This is a genomic window from Terriglobia bacterium (genome assembly GCA_020073205.1).
In the GTDB taxonomy this organism is placed as follows: Bacteria; Acidobacteriota; Polarisedimenticolia; order Polarisedimenticolales; family JAIQFR01; genus JAIQFR01.
Map to the genome: position 1 here is coordinate 1 of JAIQFR010000067.1, position 24,311 is coordinate 24,311.

Below are 24,311 nucleotides of genomic sequence, written 5' to 3' on the forward strand. Positions count from 1 at the left end.
CATGCGTTCCTGAGCCGACTCGCGGGCGTGGGAGGTGCGCCGAGTCCCGCCGGCCGGTCGCGGGTCTCCGCCTGGTATCGTCGCGTCGAAGGGGCCGCGGGCACCGCAGCGACGGGTCGCTGAGCGACTGGCGCCTCGTGCCGAACGGCTCCCGCAGGGTCTCGCGTCACGGGTCCGCCATCGCCTTCGGGGGCATGGCCGCCCTCGTGGTCGGGCTCGCGTGCGTGGCCGTCTTGCGCGCCCCGATCCCGCCCCGCGAGGGGCGCGCCCACCTGCCCGGGCTCTCCTCGCCCGCCGATGTGAAGTTCGACCGCCGCGGCACGCCGCACGTGCGCGCGGCGACCGAGGAGGACGCCTACAGGGTCCTCGGCTGGCTGCACGCGGGAGATCGCCTGTTCCAGATGGAGGTCCGCCGCAGGGCCGCCGCCGGGCGCCTGTCCGAGGTGATGGGTCCCGCGACTCTGGCGATGGACTCCCGCGCGAGAACCCTCGGCTTCTCGGCGCAAGCGGAGCGGGACTTCCGCGCCCTCACCCTGGGAGAGCGACGCCTGCTCGAGGCGTACTCCGCGGGGGTGAACGCGTACGTCTCGTCGCACCCGCGGCCGTGGGAGCTCGTGGCGCTCGGGGTGCATCCCGAGCCCTGGACCGCGCTCGACAGCCTGCGGTTCCTCGGTCTGATGTTCACGACGCTCTCCGGGTCCGAGGAGGGAGAGCGCGCGAACCTCGCTCGTGTCACGCGGTACGGACTCGGTCCCCTGCTCCCCTTCCTCGACGCCCAGAGCACGGCGCCGACGTTCGTTCCTCCAGAAGCCCGGTACCCGGTTTCGCGGCTCGGCCCCTCGCTGGCGCATCCGGCGGTGCCGCGAGGAAGCAACGCGTGGGCGATCGCCGGCTCGCGAACGGCGTCGGGCCGCCCGATCCTGGCCAACGACCCGCATCTCGAGGCGCAGATTCCCGGCGTCTGGTACGCGGCGCACCTGACCACCGCGGACGGACTCGACGTCGCGGGACTCACCCTGGCGGGGCTCCCCGGCGTCGCGATCGGCCACAACGGGTGGGTGGCATGGGGCATCACGATGCACCAGGCGGACGACGCGGACCTCTTCCTGGAGCGAGTCGACGAGTCCGGCGAGCGCTACGAGGTCGAGGGGAGCTTCGTCCCCCTCGCGGGGCACCTCGAGACGATCCGCGTCAGGGGCGGAAGGGCCGTCGAGCTGCGGGTCGAGCGGACGCGCCACGGCCCGATCGTTGAGAAGCTCCATCCCGAAGGGAGCGGGCCGCTCGCCGTCGCGCTCGCGTGGTCCCCCGACCTCGACGCGGGCAGCCTCAAGGCGTTCCTCGCGGCGTCGCACGCGCGGACCTCGGAGGAGATCTCGCGAGCGTGGTCGCTCTACCGGGGCCCGTCCGTCAACGTGTGCTGGGCCGCGGCGGAAGGGCACATCGGCCTCTTGGTGGCGGGAGCGATCCCGCGCCGGAGGACGGGGGACGGCCGGCTGCCCGTTCCGGGTTGGACCGGGTCCTACGACTGGAACGGCCTGGTGCCGCCGGCGGAACTGCCCCGGATCGAGGACCCGCCCGAGGGGTTCGTCGCTTCCGCGAACGACGACTGGACCTCGAGCGGCTACCGGCTCCCGTACCCCGGGGAATTCGCTCACCGCGAGCGGCTGGACAGGATCCGCGACGTGCTCTCGTCTTTCCACCATGCCGTCCCCTCCGACGTGCGGACCCTGCAGAACGACCTGTTGTCGCTCTACGCGATCAGGGTCCGCGACTCGTTGCTCGGTATCGGCGCGCGGGATCCCGAGGCCCGGCGGGCGCTCGCGATCCTCGCGGGGTGGGACGGCCGCGCGCTCCGCCGCGGCCCCTCCCTCTTGTTCTACAGGTTCATGCAGGATCTTCGGCAGCGGACGTTCGGCCCTCGCGAAAAGCGGTTGGGCGGGCGGCTCCCGGCCGGATGGGACCTCTTGGCCGGGATGATCGAGGGGTCCGGCGGGAACGACCTCTGGGACGACCCGGGAACGGACGCGGTCGAGACGCGCGAGGCGGCGATCTCGACGTCGCTCGCTTCCGCCCTGCGGGACGTCGAGTCGCGGGAAGGGGCGGTGCCCGCCGCTTGGAGGTGGGGACGGACTCACGCGCTCACCTACGTGCACCCGCTGGCCGAGGCGATTCCCGCCCTCGGTCGGTTTCTGAACGTCGGGCCGATCGAGATGGGGGGCGACTCCGAGACCGTCGCCGTCTCCGCATTCTCCCTCTCCTCGCGGAACTCGGAGCCGTGGCTCGTCGTCTCCGCCCGCCTGATCGTGGACCTGGGGGACCCGGACCGCTCCACGCTGGTCCTGCCGCTGGGCGAGTCGGGGCAGTTCCCGGACCGGCGATACGACGACCAGGCGGAGGCGTGGGCGGGAGGCGGCGATTTCCCGTTTCCTTTCGGGCGGGCCGCGGTGGACGCCGCCGCGGTTTCGACGCTTCGGCTCGAGTGAGCGGGCGTCCCGGTGGCGCGCCTCGAGGGCGGGCCCTAACATTTACCCTCCGCTGAACGACCCCGAGGATCGAGAGGAGAGGCTCGCTTGACCGTATCCGGGACGGATGCCCGTGTCGAGGCGCGACGGCGGCTCGTCGCGCTCGTGAGCGGGAACGAGGACTTCGACCTGCTCGAGGCGTGCCTCCTCGTGGCCGCCGAGGAATTCCCCGGTCTCGACGTGGCGGCGGAAGCCGACCGGGTCGACGCGATGGGACGGCAGGCCCGCCCCGGGGTCGCGCCCCTCGCGAATTTCTTCGCCCGGCTCGACGCGATGCGCACGTTCCTCTTCGACGAACTCGGCTTCCGGGGGAACGCCGACCAGTTCGACGACCCGCGCAACTCCTTCCTCAACGAGGTCCTGAATCGGCGCGCGGGCATCCCGATCACCCTGTCGATCCTCTACGTCGAGGTGGCGCGCCGGGCCGGGATCGAGGCTTCAGGGGTGGCGCTCCCCGGCCACTTCGTGGTCCGGGTCGGCGATGCGACCCGGGCGACCTTCGTGGACCCGTTCCACGGCGGCCACGTGATCACCGAGGACGACTGCCGCGAGCTCTCGGCGAAGACCACGGGCCGCGCCTCGCTCTTCCGCCAAGAGATGCTCCTGGGGGCGAGCGCGCCCGCGATCCTTGCGCGCCTCCTTCACAATCTCAAACGGGTCTACCTCGCCCGCGAGGATTACTCCCGCGCGCACGCCGCGGTGGACCGTCTCCTGATCGTCTCGCCGGACGATCACAGCGAGATCCGCGACCGCGGCTTCCTGCACGCCCACCTCGGCCGGAACGGCGCCGCCGTGGCCGACCTCGAGGCCTATCTGAGCCTCGCACCCCGCGCTCCCGATGCCGAATCGGTCCGCGGCCGCCTCGCCTGGCTCGCCCGTAAGACCACTGAAATCAGCTAGCGCCGCCGGGTTTGATCCACCTCGAGCGATGAGACATAATGGAGCGGGTCGGTCCTCTATTCGGGACCTGGTGAGGTAACGCATGGCCATCGAGACGGCAGCCAACGGGACCAAGCCCGGCGTCGAAACGCTGGAGCGCGTCGTGATCCGGTTCGCCGGCGACTCCGGCGACGGCATGCAGCTCACCGGGACGCAGTTCACCGCGACCGCCGCCATCGTCGGCAACGATCTGGCCACGTTCCCCGACTACCCCGCCGAGATCCGCGCCCCGGCCGGGACGCTCCCCGGTGTTTCCGGGTACCAGGTCAACTTCGCCTCGGAGGACATCTTCACCCCCGGCGACGCGCCGGACGTCCTGGTGGCCATGAACCCCGCCGCGCTCAAGGTCAATCTCAAGGACCTCAAGGCGGGCGGCATCCTCGTCGTGAACTCGGACGCGTTCAAGGAATCCGACCTCGCGAAGGCAGGCTACCCGGGGAGCCCGCTCGAGGACGGCTCCCTCGACGGGTACCGGCTCTTCCGGGTCGAGATGAACCGCCTCACCCGGTCGGCGCTTAAGGAGACCGGGCTGCCGCAACGGACGGTGGACCGCTCGAAGAACTTCTTCGCCCTGGGGATGATGTACTACCTGTACAACCGTCCCCTCGAGGTCTCCCTTCGGTGGATCGAGGACAAGTTCGCCTCGCACCCCGAGATCGCCGCCGCCAACCGGCTGGCGCTCAAGGCCGGGTACGCGTACTGCGAGGCGAGCGAGATCTTCCAGGACACCTACGAGGTACCGGCCGCCCGCCTGGCGCCGGGGACGTACCGGAACGTCAGCGGGAACCAGGCGCTCGCGATGGGCTTCGTCGCCGCGTCGAGGAAGAGCGGGCTCCCGCTCTTCCAGGGGTCGTACCCGATCACGCCGGCGTCCGACATCCTGCACGAGCTGGCCGCGTACAAGAACTTCGGCGTGGTCACGTTTCAGGCGGAGGACGAGATCGCGGCGATCGGCGCCGCGCTGGGCGCCGCGTTCGCGGGGTCGCTGGCGATCACCACGACCAGCGGGCCGGGCATGGCGCTCAAGAGCGAATTCCTGGGGCTCGCGGTGATGGTGGAGCTGCCGATCGTGGTCGTGGACATCCAGCGCGGCGGCCCCTCGACCGGCCTCCCGACCAAGACGGAGCAGGCGGACCTCCTCCAGGCCCTCTTCGGGCGGCCCGGCGAGGCCCCTTGTCTCGTCCTCGCTCCACGCTCCCCCTCCGACTGCTTCGAGTGCGCCTACGAGGCCAGCCGCCTCGCGATCCGGCACATGACCCCGGTGTTGATCCTGTCCGACGGGTTCATCGCGAACGGGGCCGAGCCGTGGAGGATACCGGCGGTCGAGGATCTGCTGCCGATCCCGGTGAGCTTCAGGACCGATCCCGAGGGCTTCCTCCCCTACGCCCGCGACGCCGAGACCCTGGCCCGCCCCTGGGCGATCCCTGGCACGCCCAAACTCGAGCACCGGATCGGCGGGCTCGAGAAGTCGGACGGCGCCGGGAACGTCTCGTACGAGCCGCTGAACCACGAGCGGATGGTCCACCTGAGGGCCGAGAAGATCGCGCGGGCCGCGCTCGACATCCCGCCGGCGGTCCCCTCGGGCGATCCGGAGGGCGGGTTGCTCGTGGTCGGCTGGGGCTCCACGTACGGCTCGATTACGGGCGCGGTCCGCCGCGCCCGCGCGGAAGGGCGGCGCGTCAGCCAACTGCACCTCCGCTACCTGAATCCGCTACCCGCAAACCTCGGCGAGGTGCTTTCGCGGTACGACCGGATCCTGGTCCCCGAGATGAACCTGGGGCAGCTCGCGTTCCTGCTCCGCGGGACGTACCTCAAGGACGTCGCCTCCCAGTCGAAAGTCCAGGGTCAGCCCTTCCGCGAGGGGGAGATCTACGACCGCATCCGCGAGATGGCGTAGGAGGCCTGCATGGGCGCGCCGACGGGACTGACCAAGAAGGACTTCTCCTCCGATCAGGAGGTCCGGTGGTGCCCGGGGTGCGGGGACTACGCGGTCCTCGCCTCGGTCCAGCAGGTCTTCCCCGAGCTGGGGATCCCTCGCGAGAAGTTCGTGGTGGTGTCGGGGATCGGCTGCGCCAGCCGCTTCCCTTATTACATGAACACTTACGGGTTCCACGCGATCCACGGCCGCGCCCCGGCGATCGCCACCGGGATCAAGGTCACGAACCCGGAGCTGTCGGTGTGGATCGCGACCGGCGACGGCGACGCGCTGTCCATCGGCGGGAACCACCTGATCCACACGCTGAGGAGGAACCTCGACCTCAAGATCCTGATGTTCAACAACCGGATCTACGGGCTCACCAAGGGACAGCTCTCGCCGACCTCCGAGACCGGGAAGAAGACGAAGTCGACCCCCTACGGCTCCGTCGACCGCCCGTTCAATCCCGTCGCGCTGGCCCTGGGCGCCGACGCCACCTTCGTCGCCCGGAGCGTCGACGTCAACGCGCCGCACCTCAAGGAGGTGCTCCGCTCCGCGGCGACCCACCGAGGCGCCGCGTTCGTCGAGATCCTCCAGAACTGCAACATCTTCAACGACGGCGCGTGGAACGATTTCCGCGAGAAGGAGCTGCGCGACGACCACGTGGTCCAGCTCCGGCAGGGCGAGCCGCTCGTTTTCGGTAAGAGCCGCGACCGGGGGATCAGGCTCGCGGGCTGCCACAAGCCCGAGGTCGTGACGCTGGGGAGCGGCGTGACCGAGAAGGACCTGCTCGTGCACGACGAGCACGCCCCGCTCGGCTACGCGTTCATGCTCGCGCACATGCAGCCGCCGGAGTTCCCGCTTCCGATCGGCGTGTTCCGCCGCACCGAGGCCCCTACGCTCGAGGACTCGATCCACGAGCAGATCGACGCGATCACCGTCAAGAAGGGCCCGGGTGACCTCGGGAAGCTCCTGAGGTCGGGCGACGTGTGGGAGGTCGTCTAGGCCGCTCTGGAGCGGCGCGAAATCGGTGGTATCGTTCGGCCTCCCGCGAAGGGAGGTCGTCCCCATGCCCACCCTGGCACGCGCCGCAACCTCACTCCTCTCCCTCCTCCTGTTGGCCGTCCCTTCCTCGGCTCTCGCCGCACCGAGTCGCCCGCCGAGCGATCCGCTCGTCGAGGCGCTCTCGACCGCCGGCCTCTCAGAGGACCGGCTCGGATTCGCGCCGGAGGGAGACTGGCTCCGCTATCCGGACCCGCGGCAGATCCCGTACGTCAACCGGATGTTCTCCGACCTGTTCGCGCACCCCGACAGGATCGACGACGCCCTCCGGCTGATGGCCCAGGCTTCTCGGGACTTCCTGTCCCCCGCCTACCGTGCCGTAAGCGACGACGGGCTGTTCCGCGCCGCGTATTTCACGGGCTGGGACCTCCGGCTCTCGGGCCACCGGGACTACACCGCGGCGCTCGACGAGAAGGCCCCCACCGGTCCCGGCGCCGAGGACCCCCTCGTCTTCGCGGTGGAGCGGCTCTACCGCGACCTCGATCTCCCCTTCGACCTCGTCCGCCTCGACAAGCCCGCGGACTTCCCGCGCCGGCGCGAGGACGCGCGGGCGGCGGCGGCGAAGCTCGATCCCGAGCTTCGGGCGATCGTCGCGCAGGCGGTGCTCGACCTCGCCGACGCGCTGCGCTGGCATCGGATCGCGTTCACGCGCGTGGACGGGAAGGACATGATCGCGGTGTCGAAGCTCCGCGACCTCGGCGCGACTCAGTTCGACGGGATGGAGTACCACCCGGAATGCGATCGGGTCGCGCGTGACCTGGACGAGCGGGCGCTCAACACGTCGTCCCGCAAGGTCGTCGCCGCGGGGGAGCGGCTGGTGAAGTCCCTCCAGAAGTGGGTGGCCGGGACGAAGGCGGACCTGGCGGCGCAGCGCCTCGACCTCCTCACTCCCGCGGGACGGATCGTGGTGGCGGGTTCCGGCAACAACACGCACGAGGCGTCCGACACCTTGCTCCTCGTGGATCTCGGCGGCGACGATCTGTACCGGGAAGGGATCGGCGGGAGCACGCTCACGCAGCCGGTGACGCTGGTCGTGGACCTCGCGGGGAACGACCGGTACGTCGCGGAAGACGAGCGCGTGAACGCCCAGGGGAGCGGGATACTCGGCACCGGCGTCCTGATCGACGCCGCCGGTGACGACGAGTACCGGGCCTACGGCTCGTCGCAGGGGTACGGCCTCTTCGGCACCGGGCTCCTCGCCGACCTCGCGGGGAACGACCGATACGAGCTGACCGTGGAGGGCCAGGGAGCGGCGGAGTTCGGCGTAGGGCTGCTCTTCGATCTCGCGGGGAGCGACGCGTACCGGATCGTGAGCGGCGGCCAGGGGTTCGGCGGGGTGGGGAACGGCATCGGGACGCTCGTGGACCTCGAGGGAAACGACTCCTACTTCGCGGAGCCCGACTCGGCAAAGGCGTACCGCCCCGACGACCACTCGCAGCTCAGGGTGAATTACTCCTACGCGCAGGGGGCGGCGGCAGGACGCCGCGGCGATCTCGAGGACGGCCACTCGTGGGCGGGCGGCGTCGGCACCCTGATCGATCTCAATGGGAACGACACCTACCGGTCCGGCAACTGGTCCATCGGCTCGGGGTACTGGTACGGGATCGGCTGGCTCTACGACGCGTCGGGGGACGACCTCTACAGCGCGTCGGTCTTCTCCCTCGCCTCCGGCGCACACTTCTGCATCGGGGCGCTGATCGACGAGCTGGGGAACGACCGTTACGAGGGGTACGGCGACTCGCACACCGGGATGGCGTTCGGGCACGACTTCACGATCGCGCTGCTCTACGATGGAGGGGGCAACGACACCTACCGCTACGGCGCCGACGGGTTCGGGTACGCGATCAACATGAGCCTCGCGCTGTTCGTGGACGCGGGGGGCGACGACACGTACGTACTCGATCGCGGAAAAGAAGGGTTCGGGATCACGAACTTCAACGTGACGGACCTCGCGCCCAACGTGACCCGGAACTACCTCGCCTGGCCGGTCGAGGTCGGGCTGTTCCTCGACGCCGGCGGGAAGGACCGCTACCTGGAGCGCGATCCCGCGACCGGACAGGAAACCCCGTCGGTCGCGCGCAAGGACGGAGCGCGGATCCTGAGGCCCGCCTCGCCTCTTCGCGACGCGGACGGCCGCTATGCCGGGATCTTCTTCGACCGAGCCGGCGCGTCCCCGGGGCCGATCGACTGGTTCAGGAACCGCTGGTCCGCGATGCCGCCGCCCGCCCCGTAATCGGCGAAGTCAATGAACCGCAGCCGGTCTTGCGTTCTCGAACTCGTCGCCGGACCGCCACGCGGGACGTCGGTCGGCCTGGGCCACCGCGTAGCCGACCAGGAACCCCAGCCGCGCGTCCTCCACCATACCGTCCCAGTTCCAGGTCGAGTCGATCTGGTCGCTGGGCTGGTGGTAGTGAGCGTCGCGCCAGGCGTCCTCGATCTCTCTCCCCCACGCCGGCGGCCGCCCTATGAAGTCGACGCCCGCGGAGAAGTAGAGCGACGGGACGCCCACCTTGGCGAACGAGAACTGGTCCGACCGGTAGAACGCGCCGCGATCCGGGAACGCCTCGTCCGTGACCACCCGGTCCTGGAGCTTGGCGACCGCGTCGAGGACAGGGTCCAGGTCGGACTTGCCGCGTCCGACCTCAGACACGTCGCGGCTCCTCCCGAAGATGTTCCCCGAGTCGAAGTTGACGTCGGCCACCAGGCGGTCGCTCGGCACGGTCGGATGGGTGGCGAAGTACTCGGAGCCGAGCAGGCCCGACTCCTCGCCGCTCACGAGAAGGAACAGAATCGACCGCCGCGGCGGCTCGGGTAGCGCGGCGAACCCCCGGGCGATCGCCAGGACCATGCCGACGCCCGAGGCATTGTCCCGCGCGCCGTTGTAGATCCGGTCACCGGTCGCGTCCGGCTTGCCCACGCCGAGATGATCGTGGTGCGCGGAGAAGACCACGACCTCGTCGCGGAGCTTCGGGTCGCTGCCACGGAGCATCCCCATCACGTTGCTCGTCTGAGCCCGGCCGACGTCGCTCGCGATCGTCAACGAGGTCTTGATCCCCAGCGGGACCGGACGGAAATCCCGCGAGCGCGCCTTCGCGACCAGCGCGTCGAGGTCGAATCCGGCCGCTTGCAGGAGCTTGCGCGTCGCCGCCTCGGTCGTCCAGCCCTTGACATCGATGTTGGGCTCGCCGCCGTTGGGAAGCTCGTACTGCTCGCCGCCCCAGGAGTTCTGGACCACGGGCCAGCCGTAACCGGCGGAGGGGGTCGTGTGGACGATGATCGCGCCCGCCGCTCCGTGACGCGCCGCCTCCTCGTACTTGTACGTCCAGCGACCGTAGTACAGCCGCCGCTTGCCGGCGAACAGAGCGTCGTCCCAGTCCGGATCGTTGTTCAGGATCAAGAGGACCTTGCCCCGGACGTCCGTCCCCTTGAAGTCGTCCCACCGGTACTCGGGCGCCGTGATGCCGTAGCCGACGAAGACCAGCTCGGCGTCGGCGAGCACGACACTCGGCGCCTGCCTTCCGATGGCGGCGATGAAGTCGTCCCAGAATCTCAAGGACACCCGACCGCCCTTGGCGTCGAAGCTCCACTGCTCCGGCACGTGAGAAGTCAGCCCGACGACCTCGAACTTCTGCTCCCAGCCGCCATCCGGCCCCGCCGGCACGAGGCCGAGGGACTCGAGCGCGCTCGCCAGGTACTTGACCGCGAGCACGTCGCCGGGCTTCGAGGTCGCCCGACCTTCCAGGAGGTCGTTCGACAGGAACCGCGTCGGCCCGGAGATCGCGGACGCCGTCACCGCCTTCGACGCCGCGAGCGCCTGGGGCGGCACGGGGACCGGCTGGGCTTGTGCGGCCGCCACGGCCGTGACGGCAAGGCCGATAACCCACGCTGACAGCCTGATCATCGGGACGTCCTCCACGCTCCGGAAGTCGGAACGCCGCGCTCCGGGTGCGGAGGGGTATTATCGCCGTGACCGGCGCGGTCCGCCCGCGAGATCCCGGCACGGGCCGCGAGGGAGGATCCGATGAACGCACGTACGGCGTGCCTCGGGCTCGCGCTCCTGGCGACGGCCGCGTTCGCGGCCCGCCCGGGTTTCGAAAAGGACATCGTCAAGACCTCCGCCGGCGACCTCGAGATCGGGTTCATCGGCCACGGGTCGCTGATGTTCGCCTTCCAGGGCAAGGTGATTCACGTCGACCCGTACGGCAAGGAGGCGGACTACGCGTCGCTGCCCAAGGCGAGCCTCGTGCTGGTCACGCACGACCATCGCGATCACCTCGACCCCGCGGCGATCGCCGCGGTCCGGACGGCCGAGACGGCGGTCGTGGTCTCCCCCGTGTGCGAAGGCAAGGTCGAAGGCGCACTCGTCCTGCGCAACGGGGAGTCGCGGACCGTCGCCGGCATCCCGATCACGGCGGTGCCGGCGTACAACATCGTTCACGTGAGTCCGGACGGGGCGCCCTTCCACCCCAAGGGCGAGGGGAACGGCTACGTGCTGACGTTCGGCGACACCCGTGTCTACGTCGCGGGCGACACCGAGAACGTCCCGGAGATGAAGGACCTCAAGGACATCGCCATCGCGTTCCTGCCCATGAACCTCCCGTACACGATGACCCCGGAGATGGCGGCGGACGCCGCTCGGGCGTTCAAGCCGAGGATCCTCTACCCGTACCACTGCGGCGACACCGACCCGGGACGCCTCGTGGCGCTGCTCGCTACCGACAAGGGGATCGAGGTCCGCGTTCGCAAGATGAAGTGAGGCGGGCGCGGCTCGCCCGTCCCGACCTCAGGCGTACAGTCCGCGCAGCTCCGCGGCTCGCGCGACGCGTTGGATCGCGACGATGAACGCGGCGATCCGCATGTTGGTCTCGTGCTCGACGCTCGCCTCGAGGACCGCTCCGAACGCCTCGACCATGTAGCGCTCGAGCTCCCTTGCCACCCGCTCCTCCTGCCAGTAGAACCCCTGCCGGTTCTGGACCCATTCGAAGTAGGAAACCGTGACGCCCCCGGCGTTGCAGAGGATGTCCGGAATGAGGAAGACCCCCTTCTTCGCGAGGATCGCGTCCGCCTCGTAGGTGGTCGGGCCGTTGGCGCACTCGGCGATCACCCGCGCCCTGACCCGCGGTGCGTTCTCGCCGGTGATCTGGGTCTCGAGCGCCGCGGGGACCAGAACGTCCACGTCCAGCTCGAGGAGCTTCAACGGATCGTCGAGGCGCGTGACCTGAAGCGCGCGGTCGAGCCCCTCGAGCCCGCGGTGCTCCACGTTGTGGCGGAACGCCGTCTCGATGTCGATCCCGGTCTCGTTCACGAACGCGCCGTTCACGTCCGAGATCCCCACGATCCTGAAGCCGAGGCCGGCGAGGAGCCTCGCGGCCCACGAGCCGGCGTTCCCGAATCCCTGGATCGCGACGCGGGTCTTCTTGGGCTCGATGCCGAGGTGCTTGCATGCCTCCCGCACGCAGAACACCATCCCCTGCGCCGTCGCCGAGTCGCGCCCTTTCGATCCGCCCAGGTCGAGGGGCTTGCCGGTGACCACGGCCGGGAGGTACCCCCTCGCGTGCATCGAGAGCGTGTCCATGATCCACGCCATGATCTGGGCGTTGGTGTTCACGTCGGGCGCGGGGACGTCGCGATCCACGCCGAACAGGTCCTCGAGCTCGGCCGCGTAGCGCCGAGTCAGCCGCTCCAGCTCGCCCAGGGAGAGCCTCTTCGGGTCCACGATGATGCCGCCCTTCCCGCCGCCGAACGGGATGTTCACCACCGCGCACTTGTAGGTCATCCAGAACGCCAGCGCCTTGACCTCCGCCACGGTCACCGCGGGGTGGTACCTCAGGCCGCCCTTCGCCGGCCCGCGGGCCATGCTGTGCTGCACCCGGTAGGCGGTGAAGATCTCGATCCGGCCGTCGTCCATCCGGACCGGGAGCTTGGCTTCCGTGACCCGGCGCGGCTGCTTGATCATGGCGATCTGGTTCGGCGTCAACTTCAGCACCCGGGCCGCCTCGTCGAACTGCTTGAACGCGTTCTCGAGCGCGTTGACGTTGTCCTTCTCCATGGAGCCCTCCTGATTCGGACGCCGGAGCATGGTACCGCGACTCGCGTCTCCGGGCTGGTGAGCCGGCAGGGGCCTCCCGGCCCTCGCTACCGGGGAGCGATCGGCTGTGGCAAGATGCATCTGCCTGCGGAGGAAGAATGGCCAATACGATCCTCGCCTCTCCCGCTCGGCGGTCCCCGCGCCGGCTCGGGCTCGCAGCCGGGCTCGTGCTGGCGATCGCCGTCTCGTCGCTCGCCGGCCGGACCGCGCTCGCGGGACTGTGCGGCGGCGACGATCGGGTGCGGCTCGTCGAGGGCTCCTCGGTCGAGACCTCGACCGCGCGGATCTCTCCCGACGAGGTGGCCGCCATACGAAGCGCGGTGTACGCGCTGCGTCCCAGGATCGGACTGGGCGTAGGTCCGTTCTGCACGGGGACGGCGATCTCCGACAAGCTCCTGCTGACCGCGGGGCACTGCGTGTTCCCGGGCGGGATCAAGGCTTATCAGAAGCACCTTCGGCCGCGGCCGAGGCCGCTCGAGCTCAAGCTCGTCTATCGCATCCTCGACAAGCGGTCGGGCGCCGACCTGGCCCTGTACTCCCGGAAGTCCGGGTCGTTTCGCGACTACCTCCGCGTCGATCCCGGGTTCGGCTTCGACGACGTGGAGCCCGGCGATCGCTTCGGCTTCCCCGCGTTTCCGTACGAGAAGTGGAACGTCTTCTCGTGGCCACAGAAGAAGCTCCTGTTCTCCCCCGTCTCGCAATCGACGGTCGAGGACGAGGACGTGTGGTTCGGCGTGCAGCCCTGCCGCGAGCATGCCGCGCTGGAGCCGGCGTCACCGGGATCGACCGCGGTGGACGAGTCTCCCTGGTGCCGGGTTTACACCTGCGCCGACTTCTTCGACGGGAACAGCGGCTCGCCGATGCTGCGCTTCCACCTGGAGGGGGGCGCGGAGACGGTGTCCATCGTCGCGGTGGGAACCGTGGGCGCCGCGAGAAGACGGCCGGAGGGATCGCCGAACGCCGGCGCCGTCCCGGTCTCTCTCCTGAAAGACGTGCTGCCCGGGCTCCTGACGCCGTCGAGGTAGATCCGACCGTCGCCGAGCGGGCTTGCCCCCGGCACCCCCGCGCCGTAGACTCCGGCTCCATTCCCACTTTCGACGGGGGGCGCCGATGGCATCGAACGATCCGAGGCGAGGCGAGGGGGAGACCCGCCGCCTCCATCCCGCGGCCTACCGCGAGCTTGCGCCCGGCGAGACTTACGAGCCGTTCGTCCCCGCCGGCGCCGTGGTGCCCGAGTTCACGCCGCGCTCGGTGCTCACCGGAATCGTGATGGTCCTGATCTTCTCGGTGGCCGCCACCTACTCGGGGCTCAAGGTCGCCCAGGTGTTCGAGGCGGCGATCCCGATCTCGATCCTGGCCGTCGGCCTCTCAGGGCTCTTCAGCCGGCGCAACTCGATCCTCGAGAACGTGATCATCCAGAGCATCGGCGGCGCGTCGGGGCTCGTGGTGGCCGGCTCGATCTTCACGCTCCCGGCGCTGTACATCATGAACGTCGCGCCGGGGACCGGCCGGATGCTCCTGACCATGTTCGTGGTGGCGGTCCTCGGCTCGTTCCTCGGCCTGCTGTTCCTTGTCCCGCTCCGGAGGTACTTCGTCGCCGAGCAGCACGGAAAGCTCCCGTTCCCCGAGGCGACCGCGATCAACGAGGTGTACGTCACGGGGGAGGCGGGGGGCGAGCAGGCCAGGACGCTGCTCCTCGCGGCGGCGGTGGGAGGGATCTACGACTTCTTCGCCAGCTCGGTCAGGGCGTGGTCCGAGATCGTGACCTTCCAGTTCCTACCGTTCATGAAGGGGCTGGCGGACAAGTACAGGGCCGCGGTGAGCCTGAACGCGGTGGCGCTGATCCTGGGGCTCGGCTACATCACCGGGCTCCGATTCTCCGCGATCATCTGCGCGGGCGGCCTGTTCTCGAATCTGATCATGGTCCCGCTGATCTACCACTTCGGCCAGTACGTCCCTTCGATCTCCATCCCGCCGGCGCCGCTTCCCGGCGTCCCGGCGTTCATCACGCAGATGAGCGCCGGCAACATCTTCAGGCTCTACGCCCAGCGGGTCGGCGTCGGGGCCATGGCGGGAGCCGGGATCATCGGGATCCTGAAGGCGCTACCCACCATCGCCAACGCGTTCTCCCTCGGGTTCAAGCAGATCTTCCGGCCGCACGCGCACGCAGCCGAGGTCTCCCGCACCGACCGCGACCTCAAGATGAGCACGGTCATGGGCGCGATCGTCGTGGCCACCCTGGCGGTCGGTGTCTTCTTCCTCGTGCTCCTCGGCCAGGACCCGATCTCGGCCGGGAAGGCGCCCCAGATCGCGCTGACCGGTCTCGTAATCGCGTTCGTGTTCTCGTTCCTGTTCACCACCGTGGCCGCTCTCGCCACGGCGATGACCGGCAATAACCCGATCTCGGGCATGACCCTGGTCACGCTGATCATCGGCTCGACCGCCCTGGTCGCGGTCGGGCTCCAGGGGGAGTACGGCAAGTTCGCGGCGATCGTGATGGGGGCGGTGGTCTGCTCCGCCCTGGCGATGAGCGGCGGGTTCGTCACCGACCTCAAGGTCGGATTCTGGCTCGGCTCGACGCCGCGCTACCAACAGATCTCCAAGGTGATCGGCACGCTGTTCGCCGCGGTCGGCGTCGCCCTGACCGTGCTCCTGATCCACCGTGCGTTCGGGCATACCGACCCCGCGAGCGGCCAGTTCGTCTCGGGCTTCATGAACACCCAGGTCGTGCCGGCGCCGCAGGCGAACCTGTTCGCGACGATCCTCTCCGGCATCTTCGACAAACAGCCGGTGACCTGGCTCCTCTACAGCGTCGGCCTCGTGCTCGCAGTCCTCCTCGAGATGATGAAGATCCCCCCCCTGGCGTTCGCGATCGGGATGTACCTGCCGCTGCAGGTGAACACGCCGCTGTTCATCGGCGGCCTCATCTCGCACTGGGTCGGGAAGAGCAGCAAGGATCCCAAGGTGTCCGAGGCGCGCTCCCAGCGCGGGACCCTCCTGGCCAGCGGGTTCATCGCCGGCGGCGCGATCATGGGGGTCGTCGGGGCGCTGCTCGTGATCGGCAAGGAGTACCTGTCGTTCCTGAACGTGGACCTCGGCGTCCCCGACCGGAGCGACACCGCGGGGCAGATCGTCAGCATCGTGATGTTCGTCGGTCTGTGCCTTTTCCTGTATCTCGATTCGAAGCGCGCCAAGCCGCACGCCTAGCGGCGGACCGGCGGTGTAGACTCCGCGCATGCGCGCGCACAAGGGCTTTCGCGGCTCCCGCGGCTTCGTCGTCCTCCTGATCGTCGCGACGGCCGTCGCGGCGGGAATCGCCGCGACCGGCCCAGCCGCCCCGCACCCGAGTCCGGCTCCGCGCGGGGGTGCTGTGGCGTCGTCCGCCCCCGCGGCCACGGAGGCCGGGCTTCTCATCCTCCGAGAAGGGGGCAACGCAGCAGACGCCGCGGTCGCGGTCGCGCTGGCGCTGGCGGTCGTCCACCCCCAGGCCGGCAACCTGGGCGGCGGCGGGTTTGCCGTGGCGCGATTCGGCGACGAGGTGGCGGCGCTCGATTTCCGCGAGACCGCGCCTGCGGCCGCAACGGCCGGGATGTTCCTGGGCCCGGACGGCTCCCCCGTCGCGGAGCGCTCGCTCGTGGGTCCGCTCGCCGCCGGAGTTCCTGGCTCGCCCGCGGGCCTTTTTGAGCTGCACCACCGGTTCGGGCGGCTGCCCTGGATCCAGGTCGTCGCGCCCGCGGCCCGGCTGGCCCGGGGCGGGTTCCCGGTCACGGAGCGGCTGTCCCGGGCGATCGCGGAGGACCGCGCGCTCCTCGCCCGCTTCCCGGAGACCGCGGCGGTTTGGCTGCCGGGAGGCCAGCCCCCCGCGGCGGGAACGACCGTGCGGCTCCCGCGGCTCGCGAAGGTCCTCGACGCCTACGGCCGGCTCGGTCCCAAGGCGCTCACGCGCGGCCGGGCCGCCGAAGCCATCGAGGCGGCGTCCCGAAAGCACGGCGGCATCCTGACCGCGGCCGACCTCGCCGCCTACGCGCCGGTCTGGCGCGCTCCCGTCAGGCTCCGAGCGTTCGGCTGGGAGATCGCCTCGATGCCGCTCCCCTCCTCCGGCGGGATCATCCTCGGCGAGACGTTCGGCATGCTGGAGCGACTGGGATTCGCGGCGCTCCCGAAGGACGGCGCGGATCGCGCGCACCTCTCGGTCGAGGCCTGGCGCCGCGCGTTCGCCGACCGGTTCTTGCTCGGCGATCCCATGTCGACGGGAGCCGACGCGACGCAGCTCCTCGACCCGTCCTGGCTCGACCGCCGCGCGCGTGAGATCGATCGTGCGCGGGCAACGCCGTCCGCGAGCGTCAAGAACTGGCCCGGGGGTGCCGCGGAGCCGACGCAAACCACACACCTCTCGGTGGTGGACGCCCGAGGGGACGCGGTGGCGATGACCGTCACGCTCAACGACACGTTCGGGTGCCGGCTGCTGGTTCCGGAGCTCGAGATCCTCCTGAACAACGAGATGGACGACTTCGCGGCCGCCCCCGGGAAGGCCAATCTCTACGGGCTCGTGCAGGGCCCCGCGAACGCGGTCGGGCCGGGCAAGCGCATGCTCTCGTCGATGAGCCCGACGCTGGCGTGGAAGGGAAGCGAGATCCTGGCGATCGGCTCCCCGGGCGGCTCCCACATCCCGACCGCCGTGGGCCAGACGCTGCTACGTATCCTGGTGGATGGGGAGTCGCTCCTGGACGCGGTGACGCACCCCAGGATCCACCATCAATGGATGCCCGACGAGGTCGCGGTCGAGGCCGGAGCGCTGTCCGGAGAGGTCCGTGGCGAGCTGGCGCGGCGTGGGCACGTTCTGAAGGAGGTCAAGGCGCTCGGCGAGGTCGACGCCGCGCGGCGCCGCGCCGACGGGCGCCTCGAAGCCGCCGCGGACCCGCGGGGACCTGGAGCCGCCTCGGTCGAAGAGCCGCGGAAGTAGGGCGCTCAGTCGATCAGCAGGATCGCGTAGCGGTTCATCGGCTGGGACAGATCGGTCAGCACCTCGATCGGGTACCCGACGGCGTGAGCCGTCGAGTAGACGTCCACCGCCAGCCCCTCGGCCGTGGGACGCGCCGAGCCCGGCAGGCGGCATTCGCCCGGATGCCCGACGCACTCCTCGCAGTGGGGACAGCTGCCCATCGGGAGCATGAACGCCTTTCGGTGACCGCTCAGGAACACCGCCCGCTCGAGGGTGAAGAGCTTCGCGTTGAGCGGCCGCGACCAACGCCTGCGCGCTTCCTCGTCCGGCTCCGTTTTCGCGAAGTGGAAGATCGCCGCTTCCGAGTACTCGCGGAAGAACCGCTCGCACTCCGCCACGGACGGGTTGTTCGGTGGGCAGGCCACGTTCGTGCCGTACTCGGGGCACCCGTACTGGCATTTCATCCGGACCCACTGGGCCACCACGATGTCGGCCGGGCGAATCCAGCGAAAATCGGCGAAGCCGCCCTCCCGGAAGAGCCGCTCCAGCTGCTGCCGGTCGGTCGTGACGACTTGCATTGGCAACCTCCGAGAGCGCCTCTCTCCCGGCGCGGCGATCAAGCTAGGGAGTCGGCTTCGCCACCAGGTCCAGCTCGACCCGGACCCTTGCGCCCTCGCGGGAGACTGAGCCGAACTTCCCTGCACGATCCTGAAACAGGATGCGGACTTCGTCGGCCGATAGCACTTTGAGCAGGGGGTCGAGCTTCTCGCGAACGTTACTGAACGCCGCGGTGGCGGCCGCCGCCGACGGGTAATCCACGAGGAGCAGCGTTCGCGTTCCGCCCCCTGGCTGCCGGTACTCGCCGGCGACTGCCGCGGCCTTGCCGCCCAAGAGCAGGAGGTCCCCCTCGCCCAGCGCGCCGGCGACCGATTGGAGGCCGTACCGGCCGCGGATCAGGCGGACGGTGGACGGGACGAGACCGTCCCCGAGGAGAAGCGCCAGCGCGGCCGGCCGCTCCGCTCCCGGAATCCGCGACGCCGTGAACCGCCCGATCTCGAGGAGGCCCGCCGAGACCTCGGGCGTCCCGGCGTCGTTGTTGACGAGGACGTAGTAGCGTCCCTTCACGAACGCGAGCTGGTAACGGCCGAAGGTGTGCCGCTCGGAGAACCCGGGGTCCGGGGTCTCCTTCCCGCACTTCGCGAGGTAGATCCCCCAGGCGGCGACCGGGTCGTCCATCCGGTAGATCTCGAGGACGATCTCGGCGTCCCCGCGGCGGAAGCGGGCGAGGGTCAGCGCGTCGAAGCCCAGCTCGAGGAAGATCTCGGCGCCGCCGTCGATGTGGCCGTAGAGCTCGGCTCCCGCGAAGACCTTCGGGGCCTCGGCCCGGCGAAAGCCTGCCGGAGTGCCGTCCTCCGGAACGAGGGAGAGATCGCTACCAGCGCGCGCGCCGGCGGCCGCCAGGAGGAGGAACGACGCCGCCAGCGCGCGCCTCAAGCTTCGACCCGGACGAGGCGGATCTTCGCCGGGTCCCCCACTCCGAGGCCGAGCTTCTCGGCCTGGGCGAAATAATCCGTGTAGCGCGGGAGGTCGACGACCTTGATCTCCATGGCCCGCCGCTTCTCGACGATCTGGTCGTGGCCGATGCGGTCGAGGGCGAACGGGTCCGTGGCGAAATACAGCGTTTGGAGGGGGTAGACGAACTTCTCGTTCATCATCGGGCCGTCGTCGTACTGCCCGCGGATGCCGTCGATCACGTTCAGCACGAGCTTGTCCCGCACCGCGGGGGCGGCCAGGACCTCGGTGCAGACCCTGAATCCCAGCGGCGCGTGGAGCCGGCCGGTGTTGCAGATCGCCCCGTACCCCAGGTTCTTCGTGGCCATGGAGATCCCGGGCCCGGCGTTCTTGAACACGGCGACGTTCACGATCTTGGTCAGCCGCTCGGTGACCAGCTTGCCGAAGTAGGAGTACTCGTCGTTGACGATGTGCTGGTTGAGATAGTACTCGTCGTCCTTGTATCCCGGGACGCCCTTGCCCACGATCCCCTTCGCGAAATAGTAGACCTTGCGGTCGAAGTTCCCCGCGCTGACGTGATCCCCCTTCGCGTCGCGGAAGCTCTTCCCCTCCTCGGCCATGGTCTGGAGCGACTCGATCTTCACCCCCGGGAAGCGCTCGGCGGTGTACCCCGCCTCCTTGAGCATGTCATCGAACCGGTCCCAGATCACGATGTTCCGGCGGGGGACCCCGTTCTTCTCGAGCCACGCGATCAGCGCGGCCACCACCTCGGGCTTGCTGCACATCAGCGGCGGGCCGACGGGATTGATCTTGATCCCGACCACGTCGCTCCGGTCGAACAGCATCCCGAAGCTCTTCTTGGACCCCTTTCCCGTGAGGGTCGTGATCCCCTTCTCGACCATCTCCGCCACGACCTTCGCGTCCACCTTGTCGTCCTTGAGGCAGCGAGCGTCGGTCACCTGGACGACCCGTCCAGGAAACGGGCCGGGGATCGCGTGAGGCCCCCTGGGGACCTTCGTGAAGTCCGCGAGGTTGGTCTCGACATCGGCGGGGGGCTTGGGCGGGGCCGCCCCCTCCTCCGCGTGGAGGCCCGGGATGCCCAGGACAACACCCCCCGCGGCGACCGCCGACGCGGTGCCGAGCGCCTTCAGGAAGGCGCGGCGATCGACGCCGAGAACGGATCTCATCGACGCGTAGCGGTTGCGCCTCATCGGATCGCCCTCCCGAGGGTTATACGTCCCTGACGGCCCTAAAGATTCGCGGTCGAATTCGAGCCGCCGCGCGCCCGCCGCCGACGGCCTACCACGAGGAACGGAGCGGTCCGATCTCCTTCTCGACCGCCTCCAGCACCTCGCAGCGCTCCACCGCCGCCTTCATGGCGTTGTGGTCGGGGAAGAGCGGCCGGTCCTCGCCGAGGTGCGCGACGACCTTCCGGACTGCGGCGTGCGCGGCACGCGTGCCGGCGCCGGGGGTGAAGTCGCGGAAGTCGAGCCCCTGCGCCGCGGCGATCATCTCGATGGCCAGCACTCCCCGGGCGTTGTCCAGGATCTGCTTCGTCTTGAGCGCTCCGTTCATGCCCATGCTGACGAAGTCCTCCTGGTCGGCCGCGGCCGGAATGGACTGGATGCAGGACGGCATGCTCAGGATCCGCTGCTCGACGATCAGCGAGTCCGCGGTGTACTGGCTCAGCATCAGGCCGGAGAACATGCCGGCTCCCTTGGTCAGGAAGGCGGGCAGCCCCACGGAGAGCGCCGGGTTGGTCAGCCGGTTGAGCCGGCGCTCGGAGAGGACCGACACCATGGTGATCCCGGCGCCGACCATGTCGAGAGGCATGCTCACCGGGGTCCCCTGGAAGTTCGCCCCGGTCAGCACCCGGTTCTCATCCTCGATGAAGATCGGGTTGTCGGCGACCGCGTTCAGCTCGATCTCGAACTGCTTCCGGGCGTACGCCATCAGGTCGCGCAGCGCTCCGATCACCTGCGGGGAGGAGCGCATCGAGTACGCGTCCTGCACCTTGACCTTGAGCTTCCCGGTGATGAGGTCGGAGCCGGCCATCACCGTCCTGAGGTTCAGGGCGCAGGTGACCGCACCCTTGAACCCGCGCAGCTCGTGGAGCCTGCCGTCGTACGGCTTCATGTTCGCCAGCAGCGCCTCGAGGGTCATGGAGGCCGCGATCTCCGCCTGCTTGATCCAGCGCTCCGTGTCGTACAGCAGCAGGGAGCCGATGGCGGTGATCAGGTTGGAGCCGTTGATCGCCGCGAGGCCGTCCCGGGCGTGGAGGCCGGGGACCGGGATGCCGGCCTTCTCCATGGCTGCGCGGGTCGGCATCCGCTCGCCGCGGTAGAAGCTCTCGCCTTCGCCCATCAGCGACAGGGCCATCTGGCTCATGGGGGCCAGGTCGCCGCAGGCCCCGACGCTCCCCTTCTCGCACACCACGGGAGTGACCCCGCGGTTGAGCATCTCGACGTACGTGCCGGTGATCTCCGGGCGGCAGCCGGAATAACCGTTGGCGTGGACGTTGATCCGGCTCAGCATCGCCGCGCGGGCGTGCTCCACCGGGATCGGGTCGCCGATGCCCGCGGCGTGGTTGTAGATCAGGTAGCGCTGGAACTGCTGCACCTGCTCGTCGTCGAGCACCACCTCGGAGAACTCGCCGATCCCCGTGTTGACCCCGTACATGATCTCGCGGGCCTCGATCTTCTTCCGGAGCATCCCGCGGCATCTCTTGATCTTCTCGAGGGACTCGGGCGCCAGCTCCACCTTCTCGCCGTGGCGCGCCACCTTTACCACGTCCTCGAGGGTCAGGCTCTTTCCGTCGATCGTCACGGGCATGGGTCGTCTCTCCTGGGAACGAACGCGCGCGCGATCCCTATCGCGGCTGGAAAATTGGGGGACAGGGTACTACAGGCGCTCGTTCCTTTCCGCCGCCCGCACCTCTTCGAGCGCCTTCGCGCTGTCCGCGCGTCGCGGGTCGAGGCGGAGAGCCTCTCGAAACGACGTCTCGGCCTCGGGGAGATCGCCTAGCCTCCGGTAGAGCACACCCATGACGTGGTGGAGGTCCGGCCTCGCGGGTGCGAGGTCGGCCGCGCGCCGGTAGAAGTCGATCGCCTCCCGGTCGCGCCCCTGCCGGGCCAGCACCTTGCCCAGCTCGACATCCACCTCGACGTGCGCGGGGTCCTGCCTCGACGCCTCCCGAAGCTCCTCCTCGGCCCCGGCGAGATCGCCTTCCTTCGCCAGAAGCACTCCGATGTTGAAGTGGGCGACCGACGAGCTTTCCAGCACGGCGGGCAGGCCCACGGCCGAGGCGACCCGGTAAGCCCAGTGGTTCGCGGGAGCGCGGACCGGAAGGTCGACGAACGCGAACGCGGCGGCGGCGAGGAGCGAGGCCCCGGCGGCGGCGCGCCACCGGGCGCGGTCACGGACCCCCTCCCGGATCCTCTCCCACAGCTCCACGGCGCCGTGCCCCGCGAGCACGAAGAGGGCCGGCATCATCGCCATGCGGTATCGGGCGATCACGAAGAACAGGATCACGGAGAGGCGGATTTCCGCGGGCTGCGCGAGATGGATGCAATCATCATCTGTGTTCCCACGCCTCTCGACGAGCATCGCGAGCCCGACCTTTCTTACATCCGCAACACGGCGGAATCGATTGCCGAGCATCTGCAGCGAGGTCAGTTAGTGGTGCTGGAGAGCACAACGTATCCCGGGACGACGGAAGAATTGGTTCTGCCCACCCTGGAACACTCGGGGTTGCACTGCCCGTTGGAGGCGTACACGGCGGCGAACAACGTAGTGGAATTGAAGGACGTGGCAGAGGGCGAATTCCTCCTGGCCTATTCGCCGGAGCGCGAAGATCCGGGGAACAAGGATTTCAAGACCCACCAGATTCCAAAAGTGGTGGGGGGGGTGAACGCGGCGAGCGCCTGGGCGGCGCGGGCGCTTTACGGTCAGGTGTTTGACCGCACATTGGTGGTGAGCTCCTCGCGGGCGGCGGAGATGACCAAGCTGCTGGAAAATATCTATCGCTGCGTGAACATTGCCCTGGTGAACGAGTTGAAGCAGGTGTGCATGCGGATGGGGATCGACATCTGGGAAGTGATCGAGGCGGCGAAGACGAAACCGTTCGGGTTCACGGCGTTTTATCCCGGTCCGGGACTGGGGGGGCACTGTATCCCCATCGACCCGTTTTACCTGACGTGGAAGGCGCGAGAGTACGAGGTGCCGACGAGGTTCATTGAGCTGGCGGGGGAAGTGAACTCGGCGATGCCGGAGTTCATCATCGAGTCGCTCATTGAAGCGCTGAATCGGCAAAAGAAGTGCCTCCAGGACGCGCGCGTGCTGGTGTTGGGAGTGGCGTACAAGAAAGACATCGACGATTTGCGCGAGTCGCCTTCGCTCCGCATCATGAAGCTGCTACAGGGGCGAGGAGCGCGCGTGGATTACAACGACCCCTATTTTCCGACCTTGCACAAAATGCGTCACTACAATTTCAAACTTGCTTCAGTGGACCTAACTCCGGCCAACCTGGCGGAATACGACGCCGTGATCATTTCCACCGATCACTCCAGCTACGACTACGAAGAGATCGTGCGGTCCAGCCGTCTGGTGATCGATACGCGCAATGCCACGCGCCAGGTAAGGGGCAGCGACGAGAAAATCATCAGGTGTTGAACGGAGGGTTCTCCCATTCGCAAAATACGGATTGCACAGGTCCGGCTCGATCGGGGCGAATTGCGCGCCGTCGAGCAGGTTCTGAAAAGTGGAAATCTGCGCCAGGGGCAGGTGACGGAGGACTTTGAGAAGGGGTTCGCCCGAGCCGTGGGCGCGCGCTTCGCAGTGGCCGTCAATTCGGGCACCGCGGCACTGTTTCTCGCCTATCGGTTAATGCTCAAGCCGGGCGACGAAGTGATTGTGCCCGATTTCACTTTTGCCGCCACCGCGTCGATGGCCACGGCGGCCGCAGCCACTCCCGTCTTTGCCGACGTCGATCCAAAGACCTTCAATCTTGACGCGGCGGATGTGGAGCGGCGGATCACGCGACGGACGCGCGCCATCGTTCCCGTACACCTGTTCGGTTACCCGGCGGATATCGCACGCTTGAGCGCCCTGGCCAGGCGGCATCGATTGCGGGTGATCTGGGATGCCGCGCAGGCGCATGGGGCGCGCTTTCGGGGGCGAGACGTTGGATCTTTTCGCGACGTCGCGTGTTACTCGTTCTATCCCTCAAAGAATATGACAACCGGAGAAGGTGGGATGATCACCATATCCGATCCGTCACTCGCCTCGGAGTTCCGGTTGCGTCGCTCGCACGGCGAGGAAAGCCGCTACAAG

18 protein-coding genes are annotated in these 24,311 nt (G+C 69.0%); 11 read left to right on the forward strand and 7 right to left on the reverse strand.

Annotated elements, in window-relative coordinates; genetic code table 11:
• The first annotated feature begins 137 nt into the window (after nucleotides 1-137).
• The 5 genes from LAO51_13795 (at nucleotide 138) to LAO51_13815 (ending at nucleotide 8,671) form a co-directional block, all read left to right on the forward strand.
• On the forward strand, nucleotides 138-2,483 hold the full coding sequence (locus LAO51_13795) for a penicillin acylase family protein (GenBank protein MBZ5639814.1): 2,346 nt from the start codon (nucleotides 138-140) through the stop codon (nucleotides 2,481-2,483).
• An 87-nt stretch (nucleotides 2,484-2,570) separates the two neighbouring features.
• Nucleotides 2,571-3,422 (forward strand): tetratricopeptide repeat protein, encoded by an 852-nt coding sequence (locus LAO51_13800; GenBank protein ID MBZ5639815.1) that lies wholly within the window; start codon nucleotides 2,571-2,573, stop codon nucleotides 3,420-3,422.
• A gap of 82 nt (nucleotides 3,423-3,504) precedes the next feature.
• Nucleotides 3,505-5,358, forward strand: coding sequence for a 2-oxoacid:acceptor oxidoreductase subunit alpha (locus LAO51_13805; GenBank protein ID MBZ5639816.1), 1,854 nt, complete (start codon nucleotides 3,505-3,507; stop codon nucleotides 5,356-5,358).
• A gap of 9 nt (nucleotides 5,359-5,367) precedes the next feature.
• Nucleotides 5,368-6,381 (forward strand): 2-oxoacid:ferredoxin oxidoreductase subunit beta, encoded by a 1,014-nt coding sequence (locus LAO51_13810; protein MBZ5639817.1) that lies wholly within the window; start codon nucleotides 5,368-5,370, stop codon nucleotides 6,379-6,381.
• Between the two features lie 64 nt (nucleotides 6,382-6,445).
• Entirely contained in the window at nucleotides 6,446-8,671 is a 2,226-nt protein-coding gene (locus tag LAO51_13815; protein ID MBZ5639818.1) for a hypothetical protein, read from the forward strand.
• 9 nt (nucleotides 8,672-8,680) lie between these two features.
• Here LAO51_13815 and LAO51_13820 read toward each other — a convergent pair whose 3' ends face one another.
• Nucleotides 8,681-10,339 (reverse strand): M28 family peptidase, encoded by a 1,659-nt coding sequence (locus LAO51_13820; protein ID MBZ5639819.1) that lies wholly within the window; start codon nucleotides 10,337-10,339, stop codon nucleotides 8,681-8,683.
• Between the two features lie 120 nt (nucleotides 10,340-10,459).
• Between LAO51_13820 and LAO51_13825 the strand changes: the two genes are divergently transcribed.
• Nucleotides 10,460-11,194 carry an MBL fold metallo-hydrolase gene (locus LAO51_13825; GenBank protein ID MBZ5639820.1) on the forward strand — a complete coding sequence of 245 codons (735 nt, stop codon included), beginning with the start codon at nucleotides 10,460-10,462 and terminating at the stop codon, nucleotides 11,192-11,194.
• A gap of 27 nt (nucleotides 11,195-11,221) precedes the next feature.
• Here LAO51_13825 and LAO51_13830 read toward each other — a convergent pair whose 3' ends face one another.
• Nucleotides 11,222-12,487, reverse strand: coding sequence for a Glu/Leu/Phe/Val dehydrogenase (locus LAO51_13830; GenBank protein ID MBZ5639821.1), 1,266 nt, complete (start codon nucleotides 12,485-12,487; stop codon nucleotides 11,222-11,224).
• A gap of 137 nt (nucleotides 12,488-12,624) precedes the next feature.
• On the opposite strand from LAO51_13830, the gene LAO51_13835 reads away from it, so the two are divergent.
• The 3 genes from LAO51_13835 (at nucleotide 12,625) to ggt (ending at nucleotide 17,489) form a co-directional block, all read left to right on the forward strand.
• Nucleotides 12,625-13,551 (forward strand): hypothetical protein, encoded by a 927-nt coding sequence (locus LAO51_13835; protein ID MBZ5639822.1) that lies wholly within the window; start codon nucleotides 12,625-12,627, stop codon nucleotides 13,549-13,551.
• Between the two features lie 85 nt (nucleotides 13,552-13,636).
• Entirely contained in the window at nucleotides 13,637-15,733 is a 2,097-nt protein-coding gene (locus LAO51_13840) for an oligopeptide transporter, OPT family (protein MBZ5639823.1), read from the forward strand.
• Between the two features lie 28 nt (nucleotides 15,734-15,761).
• Nucleotides 15,762-17,489 (forward strand): gamma-glutamyltransferase, encoded by a 1,728-nt coding sequence (gene ggt, locus LAO51_13845; protein ID MBZ5639824.1) that lies wholly within the window; start codon nucleotides 15,762-15,764, stop codon nucleotides 17,487-17,489.
• A gap of 5 nt (nucleotides 17,490-17,494) precedes the next feature.
• Here ggt and LAO51_13850 read toward each other — a convergent pair whose 3' ends face one another.
• The 5 genes from LAO51_13850 to LAO51_13870 all read right to left on the reverse strand — a co-directional run bounded on the left by LAO51_13850 (nucleotide 17,495) and on the right by LAO51_13870 (nucleotide 22,511).
• Nucleotides 17,495-18,046 (reverse strand): DUF2284 domain-containing protein, encoded by a 552-nt coding sequence (locus LAO51_13850; GenBank protein MBZ5639825.1) that lies wholly within the window; start codon nucleotides 18,044-18,046, stop codon nucleotides 17,495-17,497.
• A 43-nt stretch (nucleotides 18,047-18,089) separates the two neighbouring features.
• Complete coding sequence (locus tag LAO51_13855) at nucleotides 18,090-18,962, reverse strand: hypothetical protein (protein ID MBZ5639826.1); 873 nt, start codon at nucleotides 18,960-18,962, stop codon at nucleotides 18,090-18,092.
• Nucleotides 18,959-20,167, reverse strand: a complete 1,209-nt coding sequence (locus tag LAO51_13860; GenBank protein MBZ5639827.1) for a DUF362 domain-containing protein — start codon at nucleotides 20,165-20,167, stop codon at nucleotides 18,959-18,961. Before LAO51_13860 ends, LAO51_13855 begins: the two co-directional genes overlap by 4 nt.
• A gap of 112 nt (nucleotides 20,168-20,279) precedes the next feature.
• Nucleotides 20,280-21,812: an aromatic amino acid ammonia-lyase gene (locus tag LAO51_13865; protein MBZ5639828.1), complete on the reverse strand. Its 1,533-nt coding sequence runs from the start codon at nucleotides 21,810-21,812 to the stop codon at nucleotides 20,280-20,282.
• Nucleotides 21,813-21,881: 69 nt separating this feature from the next.
• Nucleotides 21,882-22,511 carry a tetratricopeptide repeat protein gene (locus LAO51_13870; GenBank protein ID MBZ5639829.1) on the reverse strand — a complete coding sequence of 210 codons (630 nt, stop codon included), beginning with the start codon at nucleotides 22,509-22,511 and terminating at the stop codon, nucleotides 21,882-21,884.
• Between the two features lie 30 nt (nucleotides 22,512-22,541).
• Here LAO51_13870 and LAO51_13875 point away from each other — a divergent pair, with 30 nt between their 5' ends.
• Nucleotides 22,542-23,651, forward strand: a complete 1,110-nt coding sequence (locus tag LAO51_13875; GenBank protein ID MBZ5639830.1) for a nucleotide sugar dehydrogenase — start codon at nucleotides 22,542-22,544, stop codon at nucleotides 23,649-23,651.
• Between the two features lie 15 nt (nucleotides 23,652-23,666).
• A partial coding sequence (locus LAO51_13880; GenBank protein MBZ5639831.1) for an aminotransferase class I/II-fold pyridoxal phosphate-dependent enzyme occupies nucleotides 23,667-24,311 on the forward strand: 645 nt, incomplete at its 3' end.